This is a genomic window from Sneathiella litorea (genome assembly GCF_009882915.1).
GTDB classification, from domain to species: domain Bacteria; phylum Pseudomonadota; class Alphaproteobacteria; order Sneathiellales; family Sneathiellaceae; genus Sneathiella; species Sneathiella litorea.
In genome coordinates this window covers 1,478,187-1,498,153 of record NZ_WTUW01000002.1, presented here as the reverse complement: position 1 = coordinate 1,498,153, position 19,967 = coordinate 1,478,187, and the positions used below count along the sequence as shown (strand labels likewise).

16 protein-coding genes are annotated in these 19,967 nt (G+C 50.4%); 9 read left to right on the top strand and 7 right to left on the bottom strand.

Annotated features, from left to right (window positions below):
* Positions 1-15 precede the first annotated feature (15 nt).
* The 6 genes from GQE98_RS13520 to GQE98_RS13495 form a co-directional block, all read right to left on the bottom strand.
* Complete coding sequence (locus GQE98_RS13520; RefSeq protein WP_161316136.1) at positions 16-1,299, bottom strand: TRAP transporter large permease; 1,284 nt, start codon at positions 1,297-1,299, stop codon at positions 16-18.
* A gap of 9 nt (positions 1,300-1,308) precedes the next feature.
* Positions 1,309-1,851 (bottom strand): TRAP transporter small permease subunit, encoded by a 543-nt coding sequence (locus GQE98_RS13515; protein WP_161316318.1) that lies wholly within the window; start codon positions 1,849-1,851, stop codon positions 1,309-1,311.
* A 117-nt stretch (positions 1,852-1,968) separates the two neighbouring features.
* Entirely contained in the window at positions 1,969-2,988 is a 1,020-nt protein-coding gene (locus GQE98_RS13510) for a TRAP transporter substrate-binding protein DctP (protein ID WP_161316317.1), read from the bottom strand.
* A gap of 245 nt (positions 2,989-3,233) precedes the next feature.
* Positions 3,234-4,691: a MocR-like ectoine utilization transcription factor EhuR gene (gene ehuR / locus GQE98_RS13505; protein ID WP_202526286.1), complete on the bottom strand. Its 1,458-nt coding sequence runs from the start codon at positions 4,689-4,691 to the stop codon at positions 3,234-3,236.
* A gap of 108 nt (positions 4,692-4,799) precedes the next feature.
* On the bottom strand, positions 4,800-7,013 hold the full coding sequence (locus tag GQE98_RS13500; protein ID WP_161316135.1) for a CHASE2 domain-containing protein: 2,214 nt from the start codon (positions 7,011-7,013) through the stop codon (positions 4,800-4,802).
* Between the two features lie 24 nt (positions 7,014-7,037).
* The gene (locus GQE98_RS13495) at positions 7,038-8,081 is read right to left on the bottom strand and encodes a FecR domain-containing protein (protein ID WP_161316134.1); all 1,044 of its coding nucleotides are present in this window, start codon (positions 8,079-8,081) and stop codon (positions 7,038-7,040) included.
* Between the two features lie 910 nt (positions 8,082-8,991).
* On the opposite strand from GQE98_RS13495, the gene GQE98_RS13490 reads away from it, so the two are divergent.
* The 6 genes from GQE98_RS13490 (at position 8,992) to GQE98_RS13465 (ending at position 15,356) form a co-directional block, all read left to right on the top strand.
* Positions 8,992-10,659: a GMC family oxidoreductase N-terminal domain-containing protein gene (locus GQE98_RS13490; protein WP_161316133.1), complete on the top strand. Its 1,668-nt coding sequence runs from the start codon at positions 8,992-8,994 to the stop codon at positions 10,657-10,659.
* Positions 10,643-11,407 (top strand): phytanoyl-CoA dioxygenase family protein, encoded by a 765-nt coding sequence (locus GQE98_RS13485; protein ID WP_161316132.1) that lies wholly within the window; start codon positions 10,643-10,645, stop codon positions 11,405-11,407. The genes GQE98_RS13490 and GQE98_RS13485 overlap by 17 nt, the downstream gene beginning before the upstream one ends.
* An 81-nt stretch (positions 11,408-11,488) precedes the next feature.
* Positions 11,489-12,547 (top strand): TRAP transporter substrate-binding protein, encoded by a 1,059-nt coding sequence (locus GQE98_RS13480; RefSeq protein WP_161316131.1) that lies wholly within the window; start codon positions 11,489-11,491, stop codon positions 12,545-12,547.
* Positions 12,548-12,626: 79 nt separating this feature from the next.
* A complete protein-coding gene (locus GQE98_RS13475; RefSeq protein WP_161316130.1) occupies positions 12,627-13,151 on the top strand; it encodes a TRAP transporter small permease in 525 nt (174 codons plus the stop codon).
* On the top strand, positions 13,148-14,434 hold the full coding sequence (locus GQE98_RS13470; RefSeq protein ID WP_161316129.1) for a TRAP transporter large permease subunit: 1,287 nt from the start codon (positions 13,148-13,150) through the stop codon (positions 14,432-14,434). Before GQE98_RS13475 ends, GQE98_RS13470 begins: the two co-directional genes overlap by 4 nt.
* Positions 14,435-14,471: 37 nt before the next feature.
* Positions 14,472-15,356, top strand: a complete 885-nt coding sequence (locus GQE98_RS13465; protein WP_161316128.1) for a 3-methyl-2-oxobutanoate hydroxymethyltransferase — start codon at positions 14,472-14,474, stop codon at positions 15,354-15,356.
* Positions 15,357-15,361: 5 nt separating this feature from the next.
* Here the strand turns inward: GQE98_RS13465 and GQE98_RS13460 are convergent, their stop codons facing one another.
* Complete coding sequence (locus GQE98_RS13460; RefSeq protein WP_161316127.1) at positions 15,362-16,795, bottom strand: NAD-dependent succinate-semialdehyde dehydrogenase; 1,434 nt, start codon at positions 16,793-16,795, stop codon at positions 15,362-15,364.
* Positions 16,796-17,022: 227 nt separating this feature from the next.
* Between GQE98_RS13460 and GQE98_RS13455 the strand changes: the two genes are divergently transcribed.
* From GQE98_RS13455 to GQE98_RS13445, 3 genes are all read left to right on the top strand, one after another.
* Entirely contained in the window at positions 17,023-17,772 is a 750-nt protein-coding gene (locus GQE98_RS13455) for a GntR family transcriptional regulator (RefSeq protein WP_161316126.1), read from the top strand.
* Entirely contained in the window at positions 17,769-18,893 is a 1,125-nt protein-coding gene (locus GQE98_RS13450) for a mandelate racemase/muconate lactonizing enzyme family protein (protein ID WP_161316125.1), read from the top strand. Before GQE98_RS13455 ends, GQE98_RS13450 begins: the two co-directional genes overlap by 4 nt.
* Before the next feature lie 227 nt (positions 18,894-19,120).
* On the top strand, positions 19,121-19,849 hold the full coding sequence (locus tag GQE98_RS13445) for a carbonic anhydrase (RefSeq protein ID WP_202526285.1): 729 nt from the start codon (positions 19,121-19,123) through the stop codon (positions 19,847-19,849).
* Positions 19,850-19,967 lie beyond the last annotated feature (118 nt).

Genomic DNA, 19,967 nt, shown 5'->3' with positions numbered 1-19,967 from the left:
GGTACCTCCTGCCAATCAGCGAAAGGCCAGATCACGAGCGAACAGGGCAATTTGTGGGAAGAATATAAGAGCTACTGAGACTGCGGCGAGAATGATCGTAAATGGGAGAATCCCCCTGACAACATCAGCATACGGTCGTTTAAAGACGGCTATTGCCGTGAAAATATCACATCCAAATGGGGGCGTCGCAGATCCGATAGCGACCTGTAAGGTGATAATTGTTCCCACTAGAACCGGATCTAGACCTACAGCATCTACCACCGGTGCAAAAATGGGCACAAGAACCAGAATCACAACGATCGGATCAACAAACATACATCCGATGAAAAAGGAAACGGAAATAACACCCAGAACCGCTTTGGGACCCATCTCGGTAATGCCAATCGCCCCCAGAATTTCCTGTGGGATCTGGGCAAAAGAGATAACCCATGAAAAGGCCGCACCGGCACCAACCAGAATAAACACAACTGCGGTAATCAGGCCAGTGGATTTGGCGATTTGGTATATATCTATGAGTTTCAGGGATCGAAAAACGGCGATTTCCAGAACGAGTGCGTAAAAGACGCAGGCGGCCGCAGCCTCAGTCGGGCTAAAAATGCCGCCATAAATGCCGCCAATGATTATAACAGGGAAGCCGAGTGGCCAAATAGCCTTTCGCGCGGCATCAAGGCGTTCAGACCAGGTTGCCTTTGGCTCGGTTGGAACCTTTTTAATGGTCGCATATATCATGCTGTATGCGGAGAAAAGGACCATTAGCAGAAGACCCGGACCAACACCGGCAATGAACAGTTCTGATATGGAGGTGCTGGAAATCACCCCATAAATAATCATGCCGATACTGGGTGGTATCAGAAAGGCGATATCGCTGGCATTGATGATCAATGCTAGGACAAATGAGTCTTTATACCCGGCTTTCAGCATTCGAGGGCGTAACGGAGATCCAACGGCTACGACAGTGGCCTGGGTCGATCCCGATACGGCTCCAAACAAGGTGCAGGCTGTAGCTGTACTAACGGCCAGTCCCCCTCTGACATGACCGATAAACTTCATGACCATGTCGATAAGCCGGTTTGCAGATTGACCCCGGGTCATGATTTCTGCCGCCAGGATAAACATTGGGACTGCAATCAATGATGCAGGGCGAATACCCGCCAGCATCTGCTGGACCATGAAGTCCATTTTTGAAAAGCCGTTGAAAAGCTCGTAAAATCCGTAAAAGGCAGCTAGCAGAAGCGGGATCATCATCGGTAAGCCTGCCAGCAGGAGAACAATCATGATCGCTGTTATTTTGATTGCCATCTGACTCTCCTAGACCTCGATCTCGTTATCGTCATAGCCTTCCAGCATATGTGTGGAGAGGTAGACGTCTTTTTCGAGAAGGTTTTTAACCGTTGTGAGCGCATACTGGATTCCGGTGACGGCGAAACCGACGGGAACCCAAAGAAAGATCAGATAAACAGGAATCTGAAGAGCGGGTAACACTCGTCCGGAGGCTGCAACTTTTAGAATATACCCGATAGAGAAATAGCACAGAGCGAACATGGTCAGCGCCGTTATTACTGTAATGAGGATCATCATGACCTTCCGCGTTCGAATGGGAAGAGCGTCATATATGGCTGACATTCTAATGTGCCGTCCATGACGCGCAGCATAGCCGATGCCCGCAAAGGTAATCATGATAATGAGAATTCTGTTTACCTCTTCTGTGAAGAAGAAGCTGTATTGAAAGACAAACCGACCGATGACATTGCCTACTGTATTCAGGGCCATCAATAATACGCCGGCTGCAAGGATGACGGCTTCCGCTCGACCGATCAAGGTGTCGATCTGCCCTAAGAAACCGGGTAGCATTGATTTGTGAGCTTTATCTGTCACGAGGCATTCCCTGTTTCATCCGAACCCAAAATTTTGAGGATAGTGCACCGGGCAATTTATTAAAAACCGCCCGGTACTTTTAGGCATACAGCCCTATTGAGCAGTGGCAGCAAGGTCTGCCTTAAACTGTTTAAGGATTGCCGTGCCGCGATCACCGGTCATTTCGATGAATTTAGCCTCCACGTCACCTGCGGCATCTTTAAAGCAGGAGCGCTGCTCTTCAGAGAGCACGGTAACCGTCATGCTTGGCTTTGTTTCCTTGATTTTTTTCAGTTCCTGCTGAGCCAGGCCATCCTGATAAACAACAATATGTTCAAACGCTGCTTTAGCGGCATCCTGAACGATCTTCTTATCAGCATCGCTCAGGCCGTCAAAGAATTCCTTGTTGGCCATGACGGCTGTCGTAAAATTGCTATGGCCGGTATAAGTGATGTAATCTGTAACCTCATACAGCTTTGTTGAGTAAAGGTAGAAGGTTGGATTTTCCTGGCCCTGAATAATGTTGGTTTGCAAGCTGCCATAAACCTCACCCCAAGGCAGAGGCGTTGGCGTCGCCCCAAATGCTTTATAGGCTTCGACCAGAAGCGGGTTTGTCATAACGCGGAATTTAACTTCGTTAAGATCCTCACAGCTATTAACAGGCTCTTTTGTCGTCATTGCGACTTCGCCTTCGGGGAACATCTGTAAGAGCTCCAGGCCTTGTTCCGCGTAAAGATCCTTGAAATCGTTATTAATGGCCTTGCTTTCCCGGAAGAAGCGAGCCAGGTGTTTCTGATCAGTCGGAAGCAAATAGGGAACAAAAAATACCTGTGCTTCCGGGATCAGTGCGCCGGTGAATCCGGGAGACTGATCAACGAATTGAAGGATGCCCGCTTGGGTCTGCTCCATTAGGTCCGCTGACTCACCCAGTGTTCCATAGGGAAATAGCTGGATTTCATTGTCAGAGTTTTTTTCAATCTCTTCTTTGAACTTTGTTGCATAAACTCCCTGAACTTCAGTCAGGGATTCTTCAAATGCGTATTTCCAGCTATCTGCTTGTGCGGCGCTCAACCCTGCAGCGAATGTCGCCACAGCTGTTAAGCAGCCTATGAAGCCGCGATTTTTCAAAGTCATCAGTGCCATACCTCCAGTTAGTTGTTTGGCGATTTTCGACAAGTTGATTTTCCTCGCGCACAACAGCCCTAAAACTCCGAAACACTATTTTTGATACATAAAAGCAATAATGGTTTTCCCCACAGTGGCCTTCCAAGGATCAAGTCCAGTACAGAGTTTGACGAAAAACAACTTGACTAAATTTTTCGCTAAAAGTCTGGCCCCCAATTGTATTGCATGTCAAATATTATATTGTAGCAGTACAATTATAGAATTTGGGGCAAAGGCTCCGGTGATCGCTTTAACAAGTCTTTGATAAGGATCAGGCCCTGCCGAAACCTATCTATACTGCTTACTCCACCAACAGCAATACGGACAGCGTTCATGGGTTCGCTTTGTGCCGTCATAAAAGGTTGTGGGGGGGCTACGGCAACCCCAAGAGCTTTTGCATGGTCAACCATATTTTGTGCACTCCATTGCTCAGGTAGCCGGAGCCAAAAATGGAGGGCGGCTGGATGCCCGACCCAGTTAAATTGGGCCAGTTCTTCTGTCACAATTGCATGGCGTTCAGCGATTTTTTCTCTTTGCCAGCGCACTAATTCGTCGGCTGTACCATCTTCAATCCAACGGCTCGCGATTTCTGAAATGAATGGTGTGGCCATCCAGCTAAATACAATCAGCCTCCCTGTAATGGTGGGCAGAAGTGTTTCTGGTGTGACCAGATATCCTGTACGTAGGCCTGGCATGACGCATTTTGTGAAAGAAGTAAGGTAAATGGATCTTTCTGGAGCAAGCGCGGATATTGGAGGAGGGCGATTCTCTGGTAAAGGTCCAAGGACATCATCCTCAATAATCAAGACGTCATTTTGCCGTGCGATTCGGACGAGTTCCTTCCGCCTTTCTAGCGACATAAGGCTGACAGATGGGCCTGCGAGTGTAGGAGCAGTGAAGAAAACCTTCACCTCCTGTTGTTTGCAGGCCGCTTCAAATGCGTCTGGCAGAACGCCTTCATTATCCATCTTAAGGCCTTGCAGACGTATGCCGAGATAGGAGCAAAGAGAGATTATGAGGTGGTAAGCAATTGCATCTGTAACAACAACGTCCCCATGGCGAGCCACGGAGGATAGGGCAGTTGTCATGCCGTGGCATACTCCGTTGGTCATGACGATATTTTTTGCAGAGGTCTTCAATCCACATCGCGATAACCACTTAACACCTGCGTTGCGATGTTCCTCCAACCCTACATTCGGCCGACAGGCCAAATAAACGTCAGGGTTTAAGCTCGTGGACATATCCTTGAGTGCAGACTGCATCTTGCCTGCATGAAGATTGTCATAAAGCGGGCGCGCAATGGAAAGATCAATGAGCCCTTGATTAGTCCTTTCCATTAAAAATGGTTGTTGGGAGTTTTGTGACGGATCCAGAACAAAAGTACCCCGTCCGACTTGGCCGCCAACCAGGCCTGTACGTGTGAGTTCATCATAGGCTTTGCCAACGGTGTGGACACTAACACCTAATGAATCTGCTAAAGTTCTATGTGGAGGGAGACGTTCTCCGACTGCGAGTTTACCTTCGGATATAGCCTCCTTGAGAGAGTTCGCGATACCAACGTGAAGGGGGCGATCCAGTGTCTCGCGCCTTGGGATCCATTTTGTCATGCTACAATTGTAAACGATAGAAGAACAACCGCAATATAATTCCTTCCGGAAGCGGATAACGGACATCCGCTTTTCCCTCTCCTGTGCCTCGTTCTCGATTTCCAAAAACTGGGGTCATCCGAGGTGGAGAAAATAATGCGACCCGTAAGAATAAACCTGTTGGCTGGGGTGTGGTTATTCTGTTTTGACTTCTTCAGGAAGGCATATTGTTACTGTTGTTCCTTCGCCGAGTTTAGAGCTAATCTGCAACGTACCGCCCAATTTTTCCGCATATTGTTTAGCTAGGGTTAGCCCCAAACCCGTGCCCTCATATTTTCGCTGGAGACCTCTGTTTGCCTGTCCAAACGCCTTGAGGCAGGTTTCGATTTCCTCTTCTGCGATGCCGATGCCGTTATCTGATACGGATAAGTTTATATCACCGGTTGCGCTACGACATAACGCCAACTTTATATAGCCGCCATCCCGATTGAACTTTAAGGCATTTGAAATGAGGGAGCTAAAGGCCTGCTTTAATAATCTCTCGTCGGTTTCATAGACAAGTTGTTCCTCGGGTATCTCAAAAATGAGGTCAAGTCCGGCCGCTTCTGCACGGTCAAGTGACATCTCCCCGAGGCGTTTTACAATTGCGGGCAAATCAACTTTTTGTTTTTGCACTACCAATTCATCATTTTCGAGCCGCGCAAAGTCAAGAACGTCTGTTACCGTCTCCAGAAGCCTGGCGCCACTGTTATATATGTCCGTAGAGTATTCAATATATTTGGGGGAGCCTAATGGGCCGAAAAATTCCCCCTTCATTGTCTCCGAGAAACCCATCATCGCGTTCAGGGGAGTCTTGAACTCATGGCTCATATTGGCAAGAAATTCGGTTTTGGCACGATTTGCCAATTCGGCTTGCTGTTTGGCTGCCACCAATTGGCGTTCTTTCCGCTGGGCAATTCTTTCTGCTCTGACACGTTGATCGATATCTCGCATCAAAAGGATGAGGCCATTGCTGTCCTTGTCCTCCATGGCTGTCACAGCCATATCGGCATGAAACGCCTTTCCAGCAGTTCTCTTGCATAAAATACGTAAAGGCTTACCCGTGGTGACGGCCTTATCCAGCACCTGATCAAACGTGTTGCCGTCAGTCAAGGTCGAAGGAATGTAAAATTCCGACATAAGACGTCCCTTTGCGTTCGCCGAACTGATATCAAAAATACGTTCTGCAGCGAGATTTATAGTTTTTATGCGCCCCTGTTCATCCGTTGTGATTAAGGCATCAAAAGCATTCCTCGCGACATTTGCCATGAGAGCCTGAGCGCGCAAACGCCCTAGTCGTTCTGCCATAACGTTAAGGGCAAGCTGGTGGTAGCGAATGAGAACAGTAAAGCTGCCAGTTAAAAAGGTGCCTATAAAAAAGGGTGCAACGGGTATTAATAGTTCGGTTCTGGACTGCACCACCACGGCGGCGGCGAAAATGACGACATCACAGGCAAGGACAACAGCGAGTATATGAATTAACCGGAATTTCCAGCTGATAATTGCAATGAAGACCGTTATCAAAAACAAACTAATGACGGTCAGGCTGGTTGGGATTGGCTGTAAAGCGCGATTAGTGACAAGAGACTGGGCTGCAAGCATCTGAACTAGAGCCCCTGGCAGGGACTTGTATAAGGGCGTGGCAACATTATCACCAAGCTCTACGGCGGTTGCGCCAACGAGGACTGTTTTTCCTTTCAACAATGCAGGATCAATATCGCCCCTGACAACATCAGAGAAGGAGTAGCGCTGAAAAGATGACAGGTCGATGCTATAATCAATACCAAAATCCTGGATAGGATTTTTGGAAGGGCTAAATAGCCCTGATTTGGTAGCCAGGCTACTTGCCAATGTTGGAATAATCCGTTGATTCCATTCCTGAGTCAGTATCTGACGCCAGAGAAGACCGTCGGTTGCCGGGAAAACGTTCGCTGATGTAATCTCCGCATGCTGGGCGAAGCGTGGCATGGGCCCAATATCGATAAAGGAATTATCGGCTTCGCTCCACTGCCGGAAGGCGGCAAGCACAGTCCGCCCGTCGCTTCTCTCGAGTGCCTTCTCAAATGCGGAATCGTCTGCGTCATTGCTCGCGAGGCTGAAATCCACATCCATAACGATTGCAGATACATCTGCTGCAGTCAGACGATCAATCAGCAACGCATGGAGCGAGCGTTTCCAGGGCCAAATACCAACTTCCCGCAGACTTTTCGGATCAATCTCAACAATAATAATGTTCGGGTCTGCGTCATGATGATCGAGCTTGAAGCGCTGCTCCAGCAATGGTCTTTCTATGAAGTCCAGTGTATGGAAGCTAAAAGCGGCAACGCTTATGCCGAAAGCCAGCAACCATGTGAAAGCCCGAAGGAGCATTTCAATCGGATGTCAGGTTATGTGTTAGCCGCCGATACCAACACTTACACCGATACCGCCGATACCGACGCCGACTCCAACACCGTCACTACCGATACCTACACCGACACCGATACCGCCAACGCCTGCATCTGCACCGCCAACGCCTGCATCTGCACCGACACCGCTGTCGCCAACTCCGACGCCTGCATCAGCTCCGACGCCACCAGCGCTTGCCCCTGCGCTAGCACCAACGCCATCACTTCCGGCACCTACGCCTGCATCAGCTCCGACACCGCCTGCGCTTGCGCCAGCGCTGGCACCAACGCCATCACTTCCGGCACCTACGCCTGCACTAGCTCCAACGCCGCCGACGTCTGCTCCAACACTGGCACCAACGCCGCTGCTTCCGACACCGACACCCACACTGGCTCCGACGCCACCAACGCCAACACCTGCACTTGCGCTGATACCACCATCAGAAACACCGACGCCGACACCTACACCAATGCCGCCAACGCCTACGCCGACGCTTGCGTTGCTGCCTTCAACACCGCCAGCTCCGCTTGTGCCACCTTCGGCACTAATTCCGAGGCCAGTATTCGTGGAATTAGAACTGTTAGTCATGCTTGTGGAGACACCCTTAGTATTGTTGGAAACATTTGCAGACATTCCAGCTGTAACATCGGCCGTAGTGCCATCGCTTACATTAGATACAGAAACAATTCCTTCATCCACGTCGACTTGGGTTGATTCTTCATTGATATCCACACTGAAACTGGTTCCCTTCACAACAGCAACAAGATATGGCGCGGTCACGGAGAACGTGCGGGCTTTGCGTTTCTGGACTGAATATCCAACTTTACCTTTTAGTTGATTAATTGCGGTCGTAGCATCTGCATCTGCTTCGGGGGAGACATTGATTGTTGAATTAGGCTCAAGCTCTATTTTGTCGAAACCGTGCGCGATAACCGCTTGGGAATTATCCAGGGTCCGGAGTTCTATTCGTGCAGGGAGCTGCTGCTCTTTGGATAATGCTTGCCAGTTTTCAGTACTGCTAATAGGGCGCCATTGAGAAGTACCCTCCACAAAAAGGACGTTCCAGTAAGCTGTCTCTTTTGCCTCTGAAGATTGAGGCAGCGACAAATATAGAACGAGGGCGCTCAGCAAGGTAACCATTGTTATAGAAAATAGATGCCTATACCCGATTTCACTCTGTACTGACCTAAACATAACACGCTCCAATAGTTCTATATCTAATATTCGACGCAATTAAGGTAATATTAATTTCTTAACAAATGCTTAATTTTTAAGAGAAGGTCAGGGGCGTCAATGGTAGAACAATTATATTTAATTCTATTAGAGGCAGAGATCCTCAGGGCGGCATAAACAAACTAAGTTTTTGTCCTTACAATAAAAGAAATCGCTACCTATGCTGTTCAATGCATTCAGTCTGATAATTCAATATTTTATTATATAATGAGGGGCGAAAGTAACGCCTAGAGTAATTGCAGTCTTTTAGTCTAGATGGCGATATTACAGGTATATTCTTGGATAAATCGTTTGATTGTGTGTCAAACTCGTTATTCCTTCAAATGCCGCATTTTTCCGGGAATATCTACCTGAGCGGGTAAAAAGAAACACCCGCTAAGATAATAAATAAAACCATTCGTACAATTCAAGAAAGTCTAAAGAAGGCAACATTTAATATAGCTCCGTATGTCATAAGGCAAATCCAAGCTAACTTGTCGTTCAAGGAAAACCTTTAAGGTGGGGCAACCTTTCCGTCCGGTAGGTGTTAAATAATACCTTTTTCTAAGATGTTGACAAAGTCATTAATTTCTAACATCCTATATATAGGACGTTAGTGATATTATAACAAACTAAACACCGGCATTAAAGCCAGACCGAATGTCACAACCCGTTCAACAACCAATTCGAATAGCGCGAATTCAGCAGATTGGCGTTTTATTCATGCCATGTGAAGGAAGGCCGGCTTGTGAGCATAGATCGTTATGACTTCATCATTGTTGGGGCGGGCTCGGCAGGTTGTGTACTCGCCAACCGGCTTTCCGCAGATCCGAGCCACCGGGTGCTGCTGCTGGAGGCAGGAGGATGGGATCGTAATTTCTGGCTCCGCCTTCCGGTCGGATACTTCAAGTCAATGCTGGATCCGCGTTTCTCCAGACAGTTCCTGACTGAACCGGATGAAGGCACCGCAGGGCGGCAGATTATCTGGCCCCGTGGTCGGGTGATTGGCGGATCCAGTTCCATCAACGGTCTGATATTCATTCGTGGACAGGCAGAAGATTTCGACGATTGGGAAAAGCTTGGCGCAACAGGATGGGGATACAACTCTGTCCTCCCCTATTTCCGGCGCCTTGAAAAAAACTCTGCCGAACCCGACCAGTACCGGGGAAGCGAGGGTGAATTGTCGGTGTCCAACTTGCGCAACGAGAATCCAGGTTGCAAAGCCTGGATAGAGGCAGCTGAGCAGTTTGGTTTGCCGCTGAACCCGGATTTTAATGGCGCGACGACATATGGTGTTGGGGATTACCAGCTAAGCATTGGTAAAAGGTGGCGGGAAAGCTCCGCTGTTGCCTTCCTGCACCCAATTCTTTCCAAGCCGAACCTGACCGTGGTCACCGGCGCGCAGGTCACTCGTGTAAGCATTGAGAATGGACGGGCGACAGGCGTTGAATGGATCAGCGAGGACAAACCACAATCCGCAGAAACGGATCGAGAGGTTATTCTGTCTGCTGGAGCGCTGCAATCTCCCCAGCTTCTCCAGCTTTCCGGGATAGGTCCTGCCGATCTGTTGCGCCAGCACGGTATCAAGGTGGAGGTCGATGCGCCCGAAGTCGGCGGCAACCTGCAGGATCACTATCAGGCCCGGACCATAGTTCGTCTTAAAAACCGTCAATCACTCAATGACGCCGTTCGCAACCCGTTCAGTCTGGCTGCAATGGGACTTGAATGGCTGTTCAAGGGGAGCGGACCCCTGACGGTTGGCGCAGGACAGGTGGGCGGTGCCGCCTGTACAGAATATTCGGACGGAAAACGCCCGGACATACAGTTTAATGTTATGCCTCTGTCCGTCGACAAGCCTGGCGATCCACTCCATAAATATTCCGGCTTTACTGCTTCGGTTTGGCAATGTCATCCGCTTTCCCGAGGCCGCGTTGACATCCAGTCGGACGATCCATTTACCTCCCCGCGTATAACCCCAAACTACCTGAAAGAAGAACTTGACCGGAAGACCATTGTCGCCGGGATCAAGATGTTACGGGAAATTTATCAACAGCCTGCCTTCAAGCTCCTATGGGACAAGGAAATCCTCCCGGGCGCTAACCTCACGACAGATCAGGAACTACTAGATTTTGCCCGGCAACATGGCGGCACTGTGTTTCACTGCACCGGCACCTGCCGTGCGGGATCGGATGACCTGGCAGTGGTCGATCCTGAGCTCAGGGTGCGTGGTGTAGAGGGGCTGAGGGTGATTGATGCGTCCATCATGCCAAAAGTAACGTCGGCCAACACGAATGCCGCCTCGCTCATGATTGGCGAGAAGGGGGCCGAACTCGTTCTTCAAGGCAATCAACAACTAAAGCCGGGTTTGCAACGGCAACAAATTGAACAGGGAGAATTGAATGCTCACGCCGGCTGAAATTTCTAGATATCACGAAGATGGGCAAATAACGGCCCCGCAAAAGCTGTCCGGCGACACAGTCGCGGAGCTAAACGAGACCATGGAAGCATTCTTCGCTCGACAGCCCGGTGTTGACCAGGATTACGCTGCCAATCTCATCGATCAGGACGTACGCTGGCTCAAATACGCAAAATCCCCAGAAATCCTTGATATCGTATCCGACCTGATTGGCCCCGACATCATCGTCTGGGGATCAGCATTATTCGCCAAGAAAGGTGTTGGTGGCAAGGCGACGCCCTGGCACCAGGATGGTCATTATTGGCCAATTCGTCCATTGGAAACAGTTACAGCATGGATCGCCATCGACGACGTCAATGTGGATAACGGCTGCATGCGTGTCATCCCGGGATCTCACAAAGATCAGGTTCTCTATGATCATGATCGTGACGATAGTGACAAAATCGTCCTCAACCAGTCCATTGATATCAGCAAGTATGACTTTAAGCCCCCAAGAGATGTGATACTCAAACCGGGGGAATTCTCAATCCACGATGTCAATCTTGTCCACGGCGCCGAGCCTAACAATTCGGGACGCCGACGTGGTGGTCTGGTCTTTCGTTACATGCCTGCCAGCTCTCATTTCGATCGTGAGCTTGCCAGAAAGCAAGTTCAGGAGATGGGTGTGCCGGATCTTTCCAAGCGGCGTCTCTATCTCGTCAAGGGAACGGACGAAAGCGGTAAAAATGACATCTGCAATACCCAGTAAGTAGCGAAATCCGGCGTATCCTTGCCGGTACATGCGTACCAATAAAAACAATAATCAATTCATCAAGAGGGAGAGAGAAAAATGAAACGTTTGTTATTTTCGGGAGTAGCCGTTGCGCTGGCCATGCTGGTGGCACCGGTCGTATATGCGGAAGAAAATCCGTATACATACAAGAACCTGCCAGAGAAAGATGACCAGATAAAAATGGTTGTTGCCCATACCGTGAATATGGAATGGAGCTCTCACACGGCGACATTAAAACGCTTTACAGAACTTGTCGCCATTTATACGAACAATGAAATCCGCGGTGAAATTTTCCCCGGCGGCCAGTTGGGCGGCGAACGGGAAATGGCGAAGCAGACCCGCCAGGGGCAGATACATGTCTCCCTGCCGGCGACAAATAACCTGGCAACCATGGCCCCAAGCCTGAATGTCTTTATCCTGCCCTACATCGCAACCAGCACCGAAGAAGTTAACTACCTGCAGGACAACTTGACGCCATTCCTTGTACCGCGCGTTATTGAGGAAGCCGGTGTCAGAATTGTCGGTTGGGAGAATAGCGGCTGGCGCGCCTTCTTCTATAAGTCTGACGAACCGATCGAAAAACCTGCTGATCTCGCCAAATTCAAGATGCGGGTGCCGCCAAATCCTGTGATGATTGCGACCTATAAGGCCTGGGATGCCAATCCTGTCCCACTCGGCTGGACGGAGCTTTACAACGCATTGCAACAGGGCGTCGTTGACGGTGGTGACAATCCGGTGACTGACGTCATCGGAATGAAGTTTTACGAAGTTATCAACCGGATGACCCGCTTCCATTACACCATTCTCACCCACCCGATCATAGTGTCTGAAAAGTGGTTTCAGGGTCTCTCGAAAGAGCATCAGGAAGCTATTCTTCGCGCCGGTCGGGAAGCAACTGACTATATCCGCTGGTGGCAGCCGATCGATGAAGCTCATTGGTGGGAAAAGGCAAAAGAACAGAACGTCATTGTAACGGATATCAAGGACGAGACCGAATGGGTTGAAAAGGCCCGGAAGATCTGGCCCGATTACTACCAGAATATCGGTCCGGACGGTGAAATGGTTGCCAACAAGGCTGTCGCAATCATCGAAGAACACCGTGCGAAAATGAAGTAACCAGAATAGGTTACAAGAAATAGATGCTAATTGGGCCTCCCGGAGGGAGGCCCACCATTTTCGTGCTAAAGAGGCAGGAATGCGCAGCAATAATACAACCAACCTGATCTTTGCGTTTCTCAGACAAACACAACTGTGGGCCGCTCATATAACATTAACAATTATGGTTGGCAGCCTGTTCTTTCAGGTTCTTGCCCGGCAGATGCGTTGGCAACTCGACTGGACGGAAGAGCTTGCCCGTTTCTCCTTTATCGCCATGATATTTGTCGCCGCCAGTTATGCAACGCAAACCGGCGCTCACCTTCGCGTTGAATTCTTTTCGGACCTGATATCCAAGATGGGTCGTACAAGTCGCTGGATCGTCTCCCAGCTGCAATGGTGTGCGGTTCTTACCTTTGATGTCCTGTTTACCTGGTATTCCATCGAAAATCTTAAGGAGGGCTTTCGTTACCCCAATCTGTCCCCGACCCTCAATTTCAACGAGAATATCTTGTTTTTAGCCCCTGCGATTGGCTTTTCCGCTGCCATTATATTCACAATTCTATCCCGGTTTGTTGAAGCCCCGGGCCTTCAAACGCCCAGTTCCGGGGAGATTACGCCGTGACACCAGTCGAGCTTATTCTTTCATTCGCCTTCCCTGCGCTTCTCATTCTGGGTGTTCCTATCTATGTATCGTTAGGGCTGGTTGGTTTTGCCTGCGCTTTTGTGCTCGGCACTCCGGTAGAAGTCGCGGCCCAAAGTATCCTGAACGGGCTTGATAAATTTCCACTACTGGCTATTCCGGCCTTCATATTTGCCGGCAACCTGATGGAACAGGGTGGCATTACCCAGCAGATTGTCCGCATTTTCCGCCAGATGATTGGCCATGTTGCGGGCAGCCTCGGGATTGTTACGATTTTCTCCTGCATGTTTTTTGCCGCGATCTCGGGCTCTGGTCCAGGGGCCACCGCTGCCATTGGTGCAATCTTGATCCCGGCCATGATCCGCGACAGATATCCCCCTTCCTATGCTGCCGCAACCGCGGCAACAGGCGGAACGCTGGGTGTCCTGATCCCGCCGAGCAACCCGCTCATCCTGTATGGGATCATCGCCAACACCTCGATCCGCGACCTGTTTATTGCTGGCGTGATACCCGGAATTCTGGTCGGTATTGTTCTGGCCGGGATCGCCTATGGCGTCGCGCGCTATCACGGCATTAAGCCCGTCATCCAATCGGAAGAAGAAAAGCAAAGCATCTGGAAAACCCTGTGGGAGGGTAAAGCAGCCCTTGCCATGCCGTTTATTATCCTCGGCGGAATTTATACGGGCATTTTTACCCCGGTCGAAGCCTCAGTTGTCGCGGTTGTCTATGCCCTGTTCGTTGGTGGCGTCATATACAGGACCCTCACTTTGCGAAAGCTGAAGGAAGCCTTCGAGAGAACACATGTTATTTCCGGCGCACTTATGATCGTGGTTGCCAGTTCGACCCTGTTTGCGCGCGTCATCACTTTGGAGCGGATACCGCAGACCCTGGTTGAGATCTTTTCGCAAGCCACAGAAAATCCGCTGATTATCCTGCTGATGATCAACATTCTATTGCTCGTCATCGGTTGCTTCATGGAAACGCTGTCTGCCATCATCATTCTGGGCCCGGTGCTGGTCCCGCTGATTTTGTCGTTCGGCATTGATCCGGTTCACTTCGGGATCATTCTGATCCTGAATATCGAAATCGCATTCCTGACGCCACCACTTGGGGTCAATCTTTTCGTCGCATCGCAGATTGCAAATATCAAGATCGAGAAAATGATTGTCGCGGTCCTTCCCTTCATCGTCGGTTTGCTTGCCATGTTGGTGGTGATCACGTTGCTGCCGCAAATCAGTCTATGGCTCCCGAACCTGCTTCGATGAGCCGTCACCATGCCATTAATTGAGAGGACAGCTTAGCGTGACGGAAATACAAAATGAGACTGCAAGTCAGCAAAAAGATTTCAGACGTGTCGTTTCGATGGCGGGCGACGTCAGCCTTCGTAACTATACGGTACGGGATATCCGGGACTTAAAGGGCAAGAAGCAGTTGACGCAAACCCTTGCCTTCACGCCCGATGAAGCGGCTGCGGCCGAAGCGGCAGGCATCGATCTGATCAATGTCCGCTGGAACCCCCTTGATCCACGAGAGTCTTTTGCCGTTTGCGAGGCAGCACCTCACACCTTTACCACTTTTTGTATGCCCCTGACCCTCTGTACGAGTGAACAGGAGGCGCTCCGTATTGGTTTTCAGGCCATGGAAGGCGGCGGAGATGGCATTTACTGCGCGTGGAGCCTGCAATTTATAGAAGCAATGGCAAATGCCGGCATTCCCGTGCAAGGACATGCCGGATTGGTGCCGAGGCGCAGCACCTGGACGGGTGGCCTGCGGGCAGTTGGGAAAACAATTTCCGAGGCAGAAAAGATTTATCAGGATTTCAAGGATTTAGAGCAAGCCGGCGCCTGGTCTGTCGAATGCGAGGTTATCCCTCATCGCATCATGAGCGAGCTGACGAAACGTACCTCCCTCATTACTGTATCACTGGGATCCGGCGTTGGCGGAGATGTCCAGTTCCTGTTCGCGCAGGATATTCTGGGTGACGGTCCGGGCCCTTTTCCGCGCCACGCCAAAATTTACAGGGACTTTCACAAAATGCGGCAAGATATGCAAAAGGAACGTATCGCCGCCTTTTCAGAATTCGCTGCGGATATCAGGTCAGGAGGATATCCGGCGCCGGAAAACCTTGTTGAGGTTGACGACGCCGTTATCGAGGAATTCATTGCCCGGCACCCTGTGGAGCACTGAATTAGCTAGTATACTTCCGTTACAAAGCGTGTTGTCAGGAATGTCTCCATACCCTCGATTGATCCTTCCGATCCATAGCCGCTGTCCTTAATACCGCCGAAAGGTGTTTCAGCCGACGCCACCATCAGCGAATTAATCGCCAGCATGCCCGACTGGATTTCCGAGCTTAATGCCGCTGCTGTCTTTGCGTTCTTGGTGAACGCATAGGCCGCCAGGCCGAATGGTAGGCGGTTTGCTCGTTCGATTGCCTCATCAAGTGTGGAAAATCTCGAAATAGGGGCGATGGGTCCGAAAGGCTCCTCATTCATGATCAGGGCGTCGTCGGTGACATCTCCCAAAACAGTCGGTGCGAAGAAGCTCCCGCTATTGGAAAGACGTTCACCTCCGGTCAGCAAGTTGCTGCCATTGGACAGCGCATCCGCCATGAAGTTCTCCATGACCTCGATCCTCCGTTCGGCAATGAGGGGGCCCATATCAGTTTTCTCGGCGAGTCCATCACCGACCACAAGTTTCGAGGCCTGATCCCGAAAGGCAGTCGCGAACTTATCGTAGACAGCTTCCTGCACAAGAAACCGTGTGGGAGAGACGCAGACCTGACCGGCATTTCGATATTTTCCGGCCACGCAATTGCGCACAGCCGCGTCGATATCTGCATCACTGAATACCAGGACAGGGGCATGTCCGCCCAGTTCCATCGTGCAGCGCATCATTTTGTCAGCCGCCAGCTTCTGCAAATGCTTGCCAATCGGGACGCTTCCGGTGAAAGACAGTTTTCTCGGAATGTCGGACGCGCAGAGGTGAGAGGATATGGTGGCCGGATCACCAAAGACAATATTCAGAACGCCCGCCGGCAGACCGGCGTCCATAAACGCCCGCCCGATCGCGATACAGGTGCCCGGAGTCTCCTCGCTGGCCTTGATGGTGATGGAGCATCCCGCGCCGATAGCGCCGGCCACCTTACGCATCACATTGATGGCCGGGAAGTTCCACGCCACAAACGCGATAACCGGTCCGATAGGTTCTTTCTTCACTGTCTGTCGCATGCCTGTGATGCGCGACGGAACGACGCGGCCGTAGACGCGCTTTCCCTCTTCCCCGTACCAGCGCAGCACATCTATCGCCGCGCCAAGTTCCATTCTCGCTTCCTTAAGTGGCTTTCCCATCTCTCGGGTGAGGTTGGCGGCGATGACGTCCATCCTTTCCTCGAGCAGGCGCGCCGTTTTCTCCATAATCATCTGACGCTGAATGGCCGGCGTTTTCCGCCAAACATCAAAGCCTTTTTGACTGGCCTCAAGCGCTTCATCCAGATCAGCAATGGAGGCGAGCGGTAACTCTCCCAACGCTTCATTTGTTGACGGGTTCACCACTGTCTCCGTCTTGCCGGAGGTTCCCTGTGTCCAGCGCCCGTCAATCAGCAGCGCAAGTTCTTCGTATGACATATTTCAAGCTTTCATAATAAGAATTGGGTTTTCAAGGCGAATATGGCCGATAGTCACCAGTCCTGCGATATGCTTCGAAAACCGGAGTTTTCAGTTTTTATCGTTTAATTGTCCAATTTAAACATCCTAAAGATAGACCTTTAATAAGTTAGTACTATATAGTGACAAAAGGGGCAAGCAACTATATACAGAAAGCTTCCAAATTCGGGTCAGGGCTCACGGTAAATATGGATAACTCCGAACAAAATAGACATACGCCTCTCTCACGAACGGGGGCCATTCCACTCTACCATCAGGTGGCAGAGATATTCCGGCAACGGGTATATGACGGCACATGGAAACCCGGCGACATTCTACCCTCTCTCGATAGCTTGATGGCGGAATTTTCCGTTGCCCGCGTTACTGTTCGTGAAGCGGTCCGGCTACTCCGTGACGAGGGATTATTGCTGCCGGAACGAGGACGCGGTACCGTCGTTACCCAGAAGGCAATTGCTCGTCGGCCGCTACGCGTCGAGACGACCATGGCCGACCTGATCGACATTTATAAAGGGGATAAGCCCAATGTCGAAAATATCGAGGAAGGTCTTATCCGGCCCAGTATTTCGGAAGATGAAGGATATCTTGCGCCATCATATTACCATCTGAAGCGCACACATATGCGCTCAGACATGAAATATTGCATCATTTCCCTATACATTGAGGAAACAGTTTTCAGAAAGGCGGAAGAACAATTTCGCACGCAACTCGTCCTCCCCGTCCTTTACAGTCTGGAAAACCTGAATATTGCAAACGCCCGACAGCGGGTGACTATCGGAAAATGTGACATTGAAACGGCCGAGTTGCTCGAGTATCCGATAGGAGATCCTGTCGCCAAGGTCCGGCGGCTACTCACGAAAGAAGACAATGAAATCGTTTATCTTGCTGATGTTATTTACCGCGCGGACTGTATCCGCTTCGATATGGACATGAAACCATGATCGATATCGAGACAGTCGAATGCTTCGTTTTTCGCTACCCGCTGACAGAACCTGTCGTGACCTCCTTCGGCATGATGCGGGACCGGCCAATGGTACTTATCCGCCTCCGTGATGCAGACGGCGTCACCGGTTGGGGCGAGATATGGTGCAACTTTCCCAATGTCGGTGCGGAACATCGCGCGCGCCTAGTTGATGATGTCTTCGGCCCAATTCTAAAACGCGAAGCCTTTGACGACACCGATACCGCCTTCAATCACTTAACAGGCGCCACCCGCATTCTGGCGATACAAACCGGTGAGGCCGGGCCAATTGCGCAATGTATCGCGGGCCTTGATATCGCGCTGCACGATTTAGCCGCCAAGAAGGACGGCCTGCCGATCTGGAAAAGGCTGGGTGGCGACCGCCATCAGGTCCCTATCTATGCGAGCGGGCTAAGTCCGGATAAGCCGGAACGGCTCGCTGAAGCCGCGCTACGTGATGGATTTGAAGCCATCAAATTGAAGGTTGGTTTTGGACTGGAGCTGGATCACCGTAACTTGAAAACGCTTCGGAGCCTGTTGGGACCCGATAGGCAGTTAATGTCAGATGCCAATCAGGCCTGGAGTATTGAGGAAGCCTGTTTTGCTGCGGGCAGCTTTGAGGCATATAACCTTTCATGGCTTGAAGAGCCCATTGCCGCCGACCGCGATCAAGACGAGTGGGCGCAATTAAAAGCGTCGGCGCCAATGCCATTGGCCGGCGGGGAAAATATGGCGGGAGACGACATCTTCGATGCCGCGATCAGCCATAAGGCCCTGTCCGTGATCCAGCCGGATCTTGCAAAATGGGGCGGCTTAACGAAATGCGTTCCGCTAGCGCGGCGAATAATTGCCTCCGGCGCCCGTTATTGCCCGCATTATCTCGGCGGCGGGGTTGGACTCGTTGCCTCCGCCCATGCTTTGGCGGCAGCGGGTGGCGACGGCCTTCTCGAAGTTGATAGCAATCATAATCCACTTCGCAGTGATCTTGTTGGCGGCATGTTGTCAGATGTAAAAGGAGTGGCGACATTGTCGGAAAGCCATGGTCTTGGTGTGGAGCCAAATCTTGATGACTTGAAGAAGTATCTCGTGTCTCATTCCTGATGATGCATTAACTAGAAACTTCTTAATCGAGAAAATAGTTTGAAAGATTGAAAGGCTAGGTTACTGACGCGGACTAAAAAATACATTCAATTGTTACATTCCAAGAGATATTTGTTATCATAACTAGTGTAGGGCGCATTTCAATTTTCGCCTTAATTGCCTGAATGCATTGGCATAGGATAACCCTTATTTACGTCAATGCTGTACCAATTTATGGAGAAGTGAAAATGTGCGAAACGAAAGAAGAAGGTTTGCGAGGCCCGCAACTATCCCGGCGGAGAATACTGACGACTGCCGGCACACTTGCGATGCTCGCCCCATGGACCGCAGGGCTTGCGTTCGCGGATAAAGCGGGAGAGTTGCCAAATGCTATCAAGCCTGAAGCCGCTTTGAAACGGCTGATGGAAGGGAATATGCGGTATGCGGCAAACACGCCCAATCAGCGCGACTTTTCTGCGGGTCGCGCGGCTCTCGCGAAATCGCAATATCCAATTGCTGCCATTTTAAGCTGCGCCGATTCACGTGTGTCGCCCGAGCTTGCGTTTGACCAAAACCCGGGAGACCTCTTCGTAATGCGGGTTGCGGGAAACGTTATGAGCCCAAATCTTTTGGCATCTCTTGAATATGGCGTTAAAATTTTGGGTACACCATTGGTCATGGTTCTGGGGCACACTAATTGCGGTGCAGTCAGTGCGGCAATTAGTGTATTAGAGGATAATGCGGTTCTTCCTGGTCATTTGCCTGGGCTTATCTCGTCGATAAAACCTGCTGTCGCCGCCGCACAGAAGTCCGGCGCAGATAACCTGCTTAATAATGCTATTATCGAAAATGTCCGTTTACAGGTAGAAGAGTTGAAAAAATCTTCTCCTATTGTCGGTGAATTTTATGCCGGTAAAAAGATCGACATTGTCGGTGGTGTTTATGATTTGCGAACGGGTAAGATTGCCTTGATTTAGGCATTTGTATCTGTCTCAGTCGTCAGAATCCTAATTCCGGGTTGATAAAAACTTTCCCAAGAGACAGCAGGAAACGATTATCTGGTGACAACCTTGGCTCTGCAATCAAGGTGTCCCA

Excerpts from the sequence above, each read along its gene's own strand:
- GQE98_RS13520 (WP_161316136.1), bottom strand. The coding sequence starts at position 1,299 with ATGGCAATCAAAATAACAGCGATCATGATTGTTCTCCTGCTGGCAGGC.
- GQE98_RS13515 (WP_161316318.1), bottom strand. The coding sequence starts at position 1,851 with ATGCTACCCGGTTTCTTAGGGCAGATCGACACCTTGATCGGTCGAGCG.
- GQE98_RS13510 (WP_161316317.1), bottom strand. The coding sequence starts at position 2,988 with ATGACTTTGAAAAATCGCGGCTTCATAGGCTGCTTAACAGCTGTGGCG.
- ehuR (WP_202526286.1), bottom strand. The coding sequence starts at position 4,691 with ATGTCCGTTATCCGCTTCCGGAAGGAATTATATTGCGGTTGTTCTTCT.
- GQE98_RS13500 (WP_161316135.1), bottom strand. The coding sequence starts at position 7,013 with ATGCTCCTTCGGGCTTTCACATGGTTGCTGGCTTTCGGCATAAGCGTT.
- GQE98_RS13485 (WP_161316132.1), top strand. The coding sequence starts at position 10,643 with ATGCTCACGCCGGCTGAAATTTCTAGATATCACGAAGATGGGCAAATA.
- GQE98_RS13480 (WP_161316131.1), top strand. The coding sequence starts at position 11,489 with ATGAAACGTTTGTTATTTTCGGGAGTAGCCGTTGCGCTGGCCATGCTG.
- GQE98_RS13475 (WP_161316130.1), top strand. The coding sequence starts at position 12,627 with ATGCGCAGCAATAATACAACCAACCTGATCTTTGCGTTTCTCAGACAA.
- GQE98_RS13460 (WP_161316127.1), bottom strand. The coding sequence starts at position 16,795 with ATGTCATACGAAGAACTTGCGCTGCTGATTGACGGGCGCTGGACACAG.
- GQE98_RS13455 (WP_161316126.1), top strand. The coding sequence starts at position 17,023 with ATGGATAACTCCGAACAAAATAGACATACGCCTCTCTCACGAACGGGG.
- GQE98_RS13450 (WP_161316125.1), top strand. The coding sequence starts at position 17,769 with ATGATCGATATCGAGACAGTCGAATGCTTCGTTTTTCGCTACCCGCTG.
- GQE98_RS13445 (WP_202526285.1), top strand. The coding sequence starts at position 19,121 with ATGTGCGAAACGAAAGAAGAAGGTTTGCGAGGCCCGCAACTATCCCGG.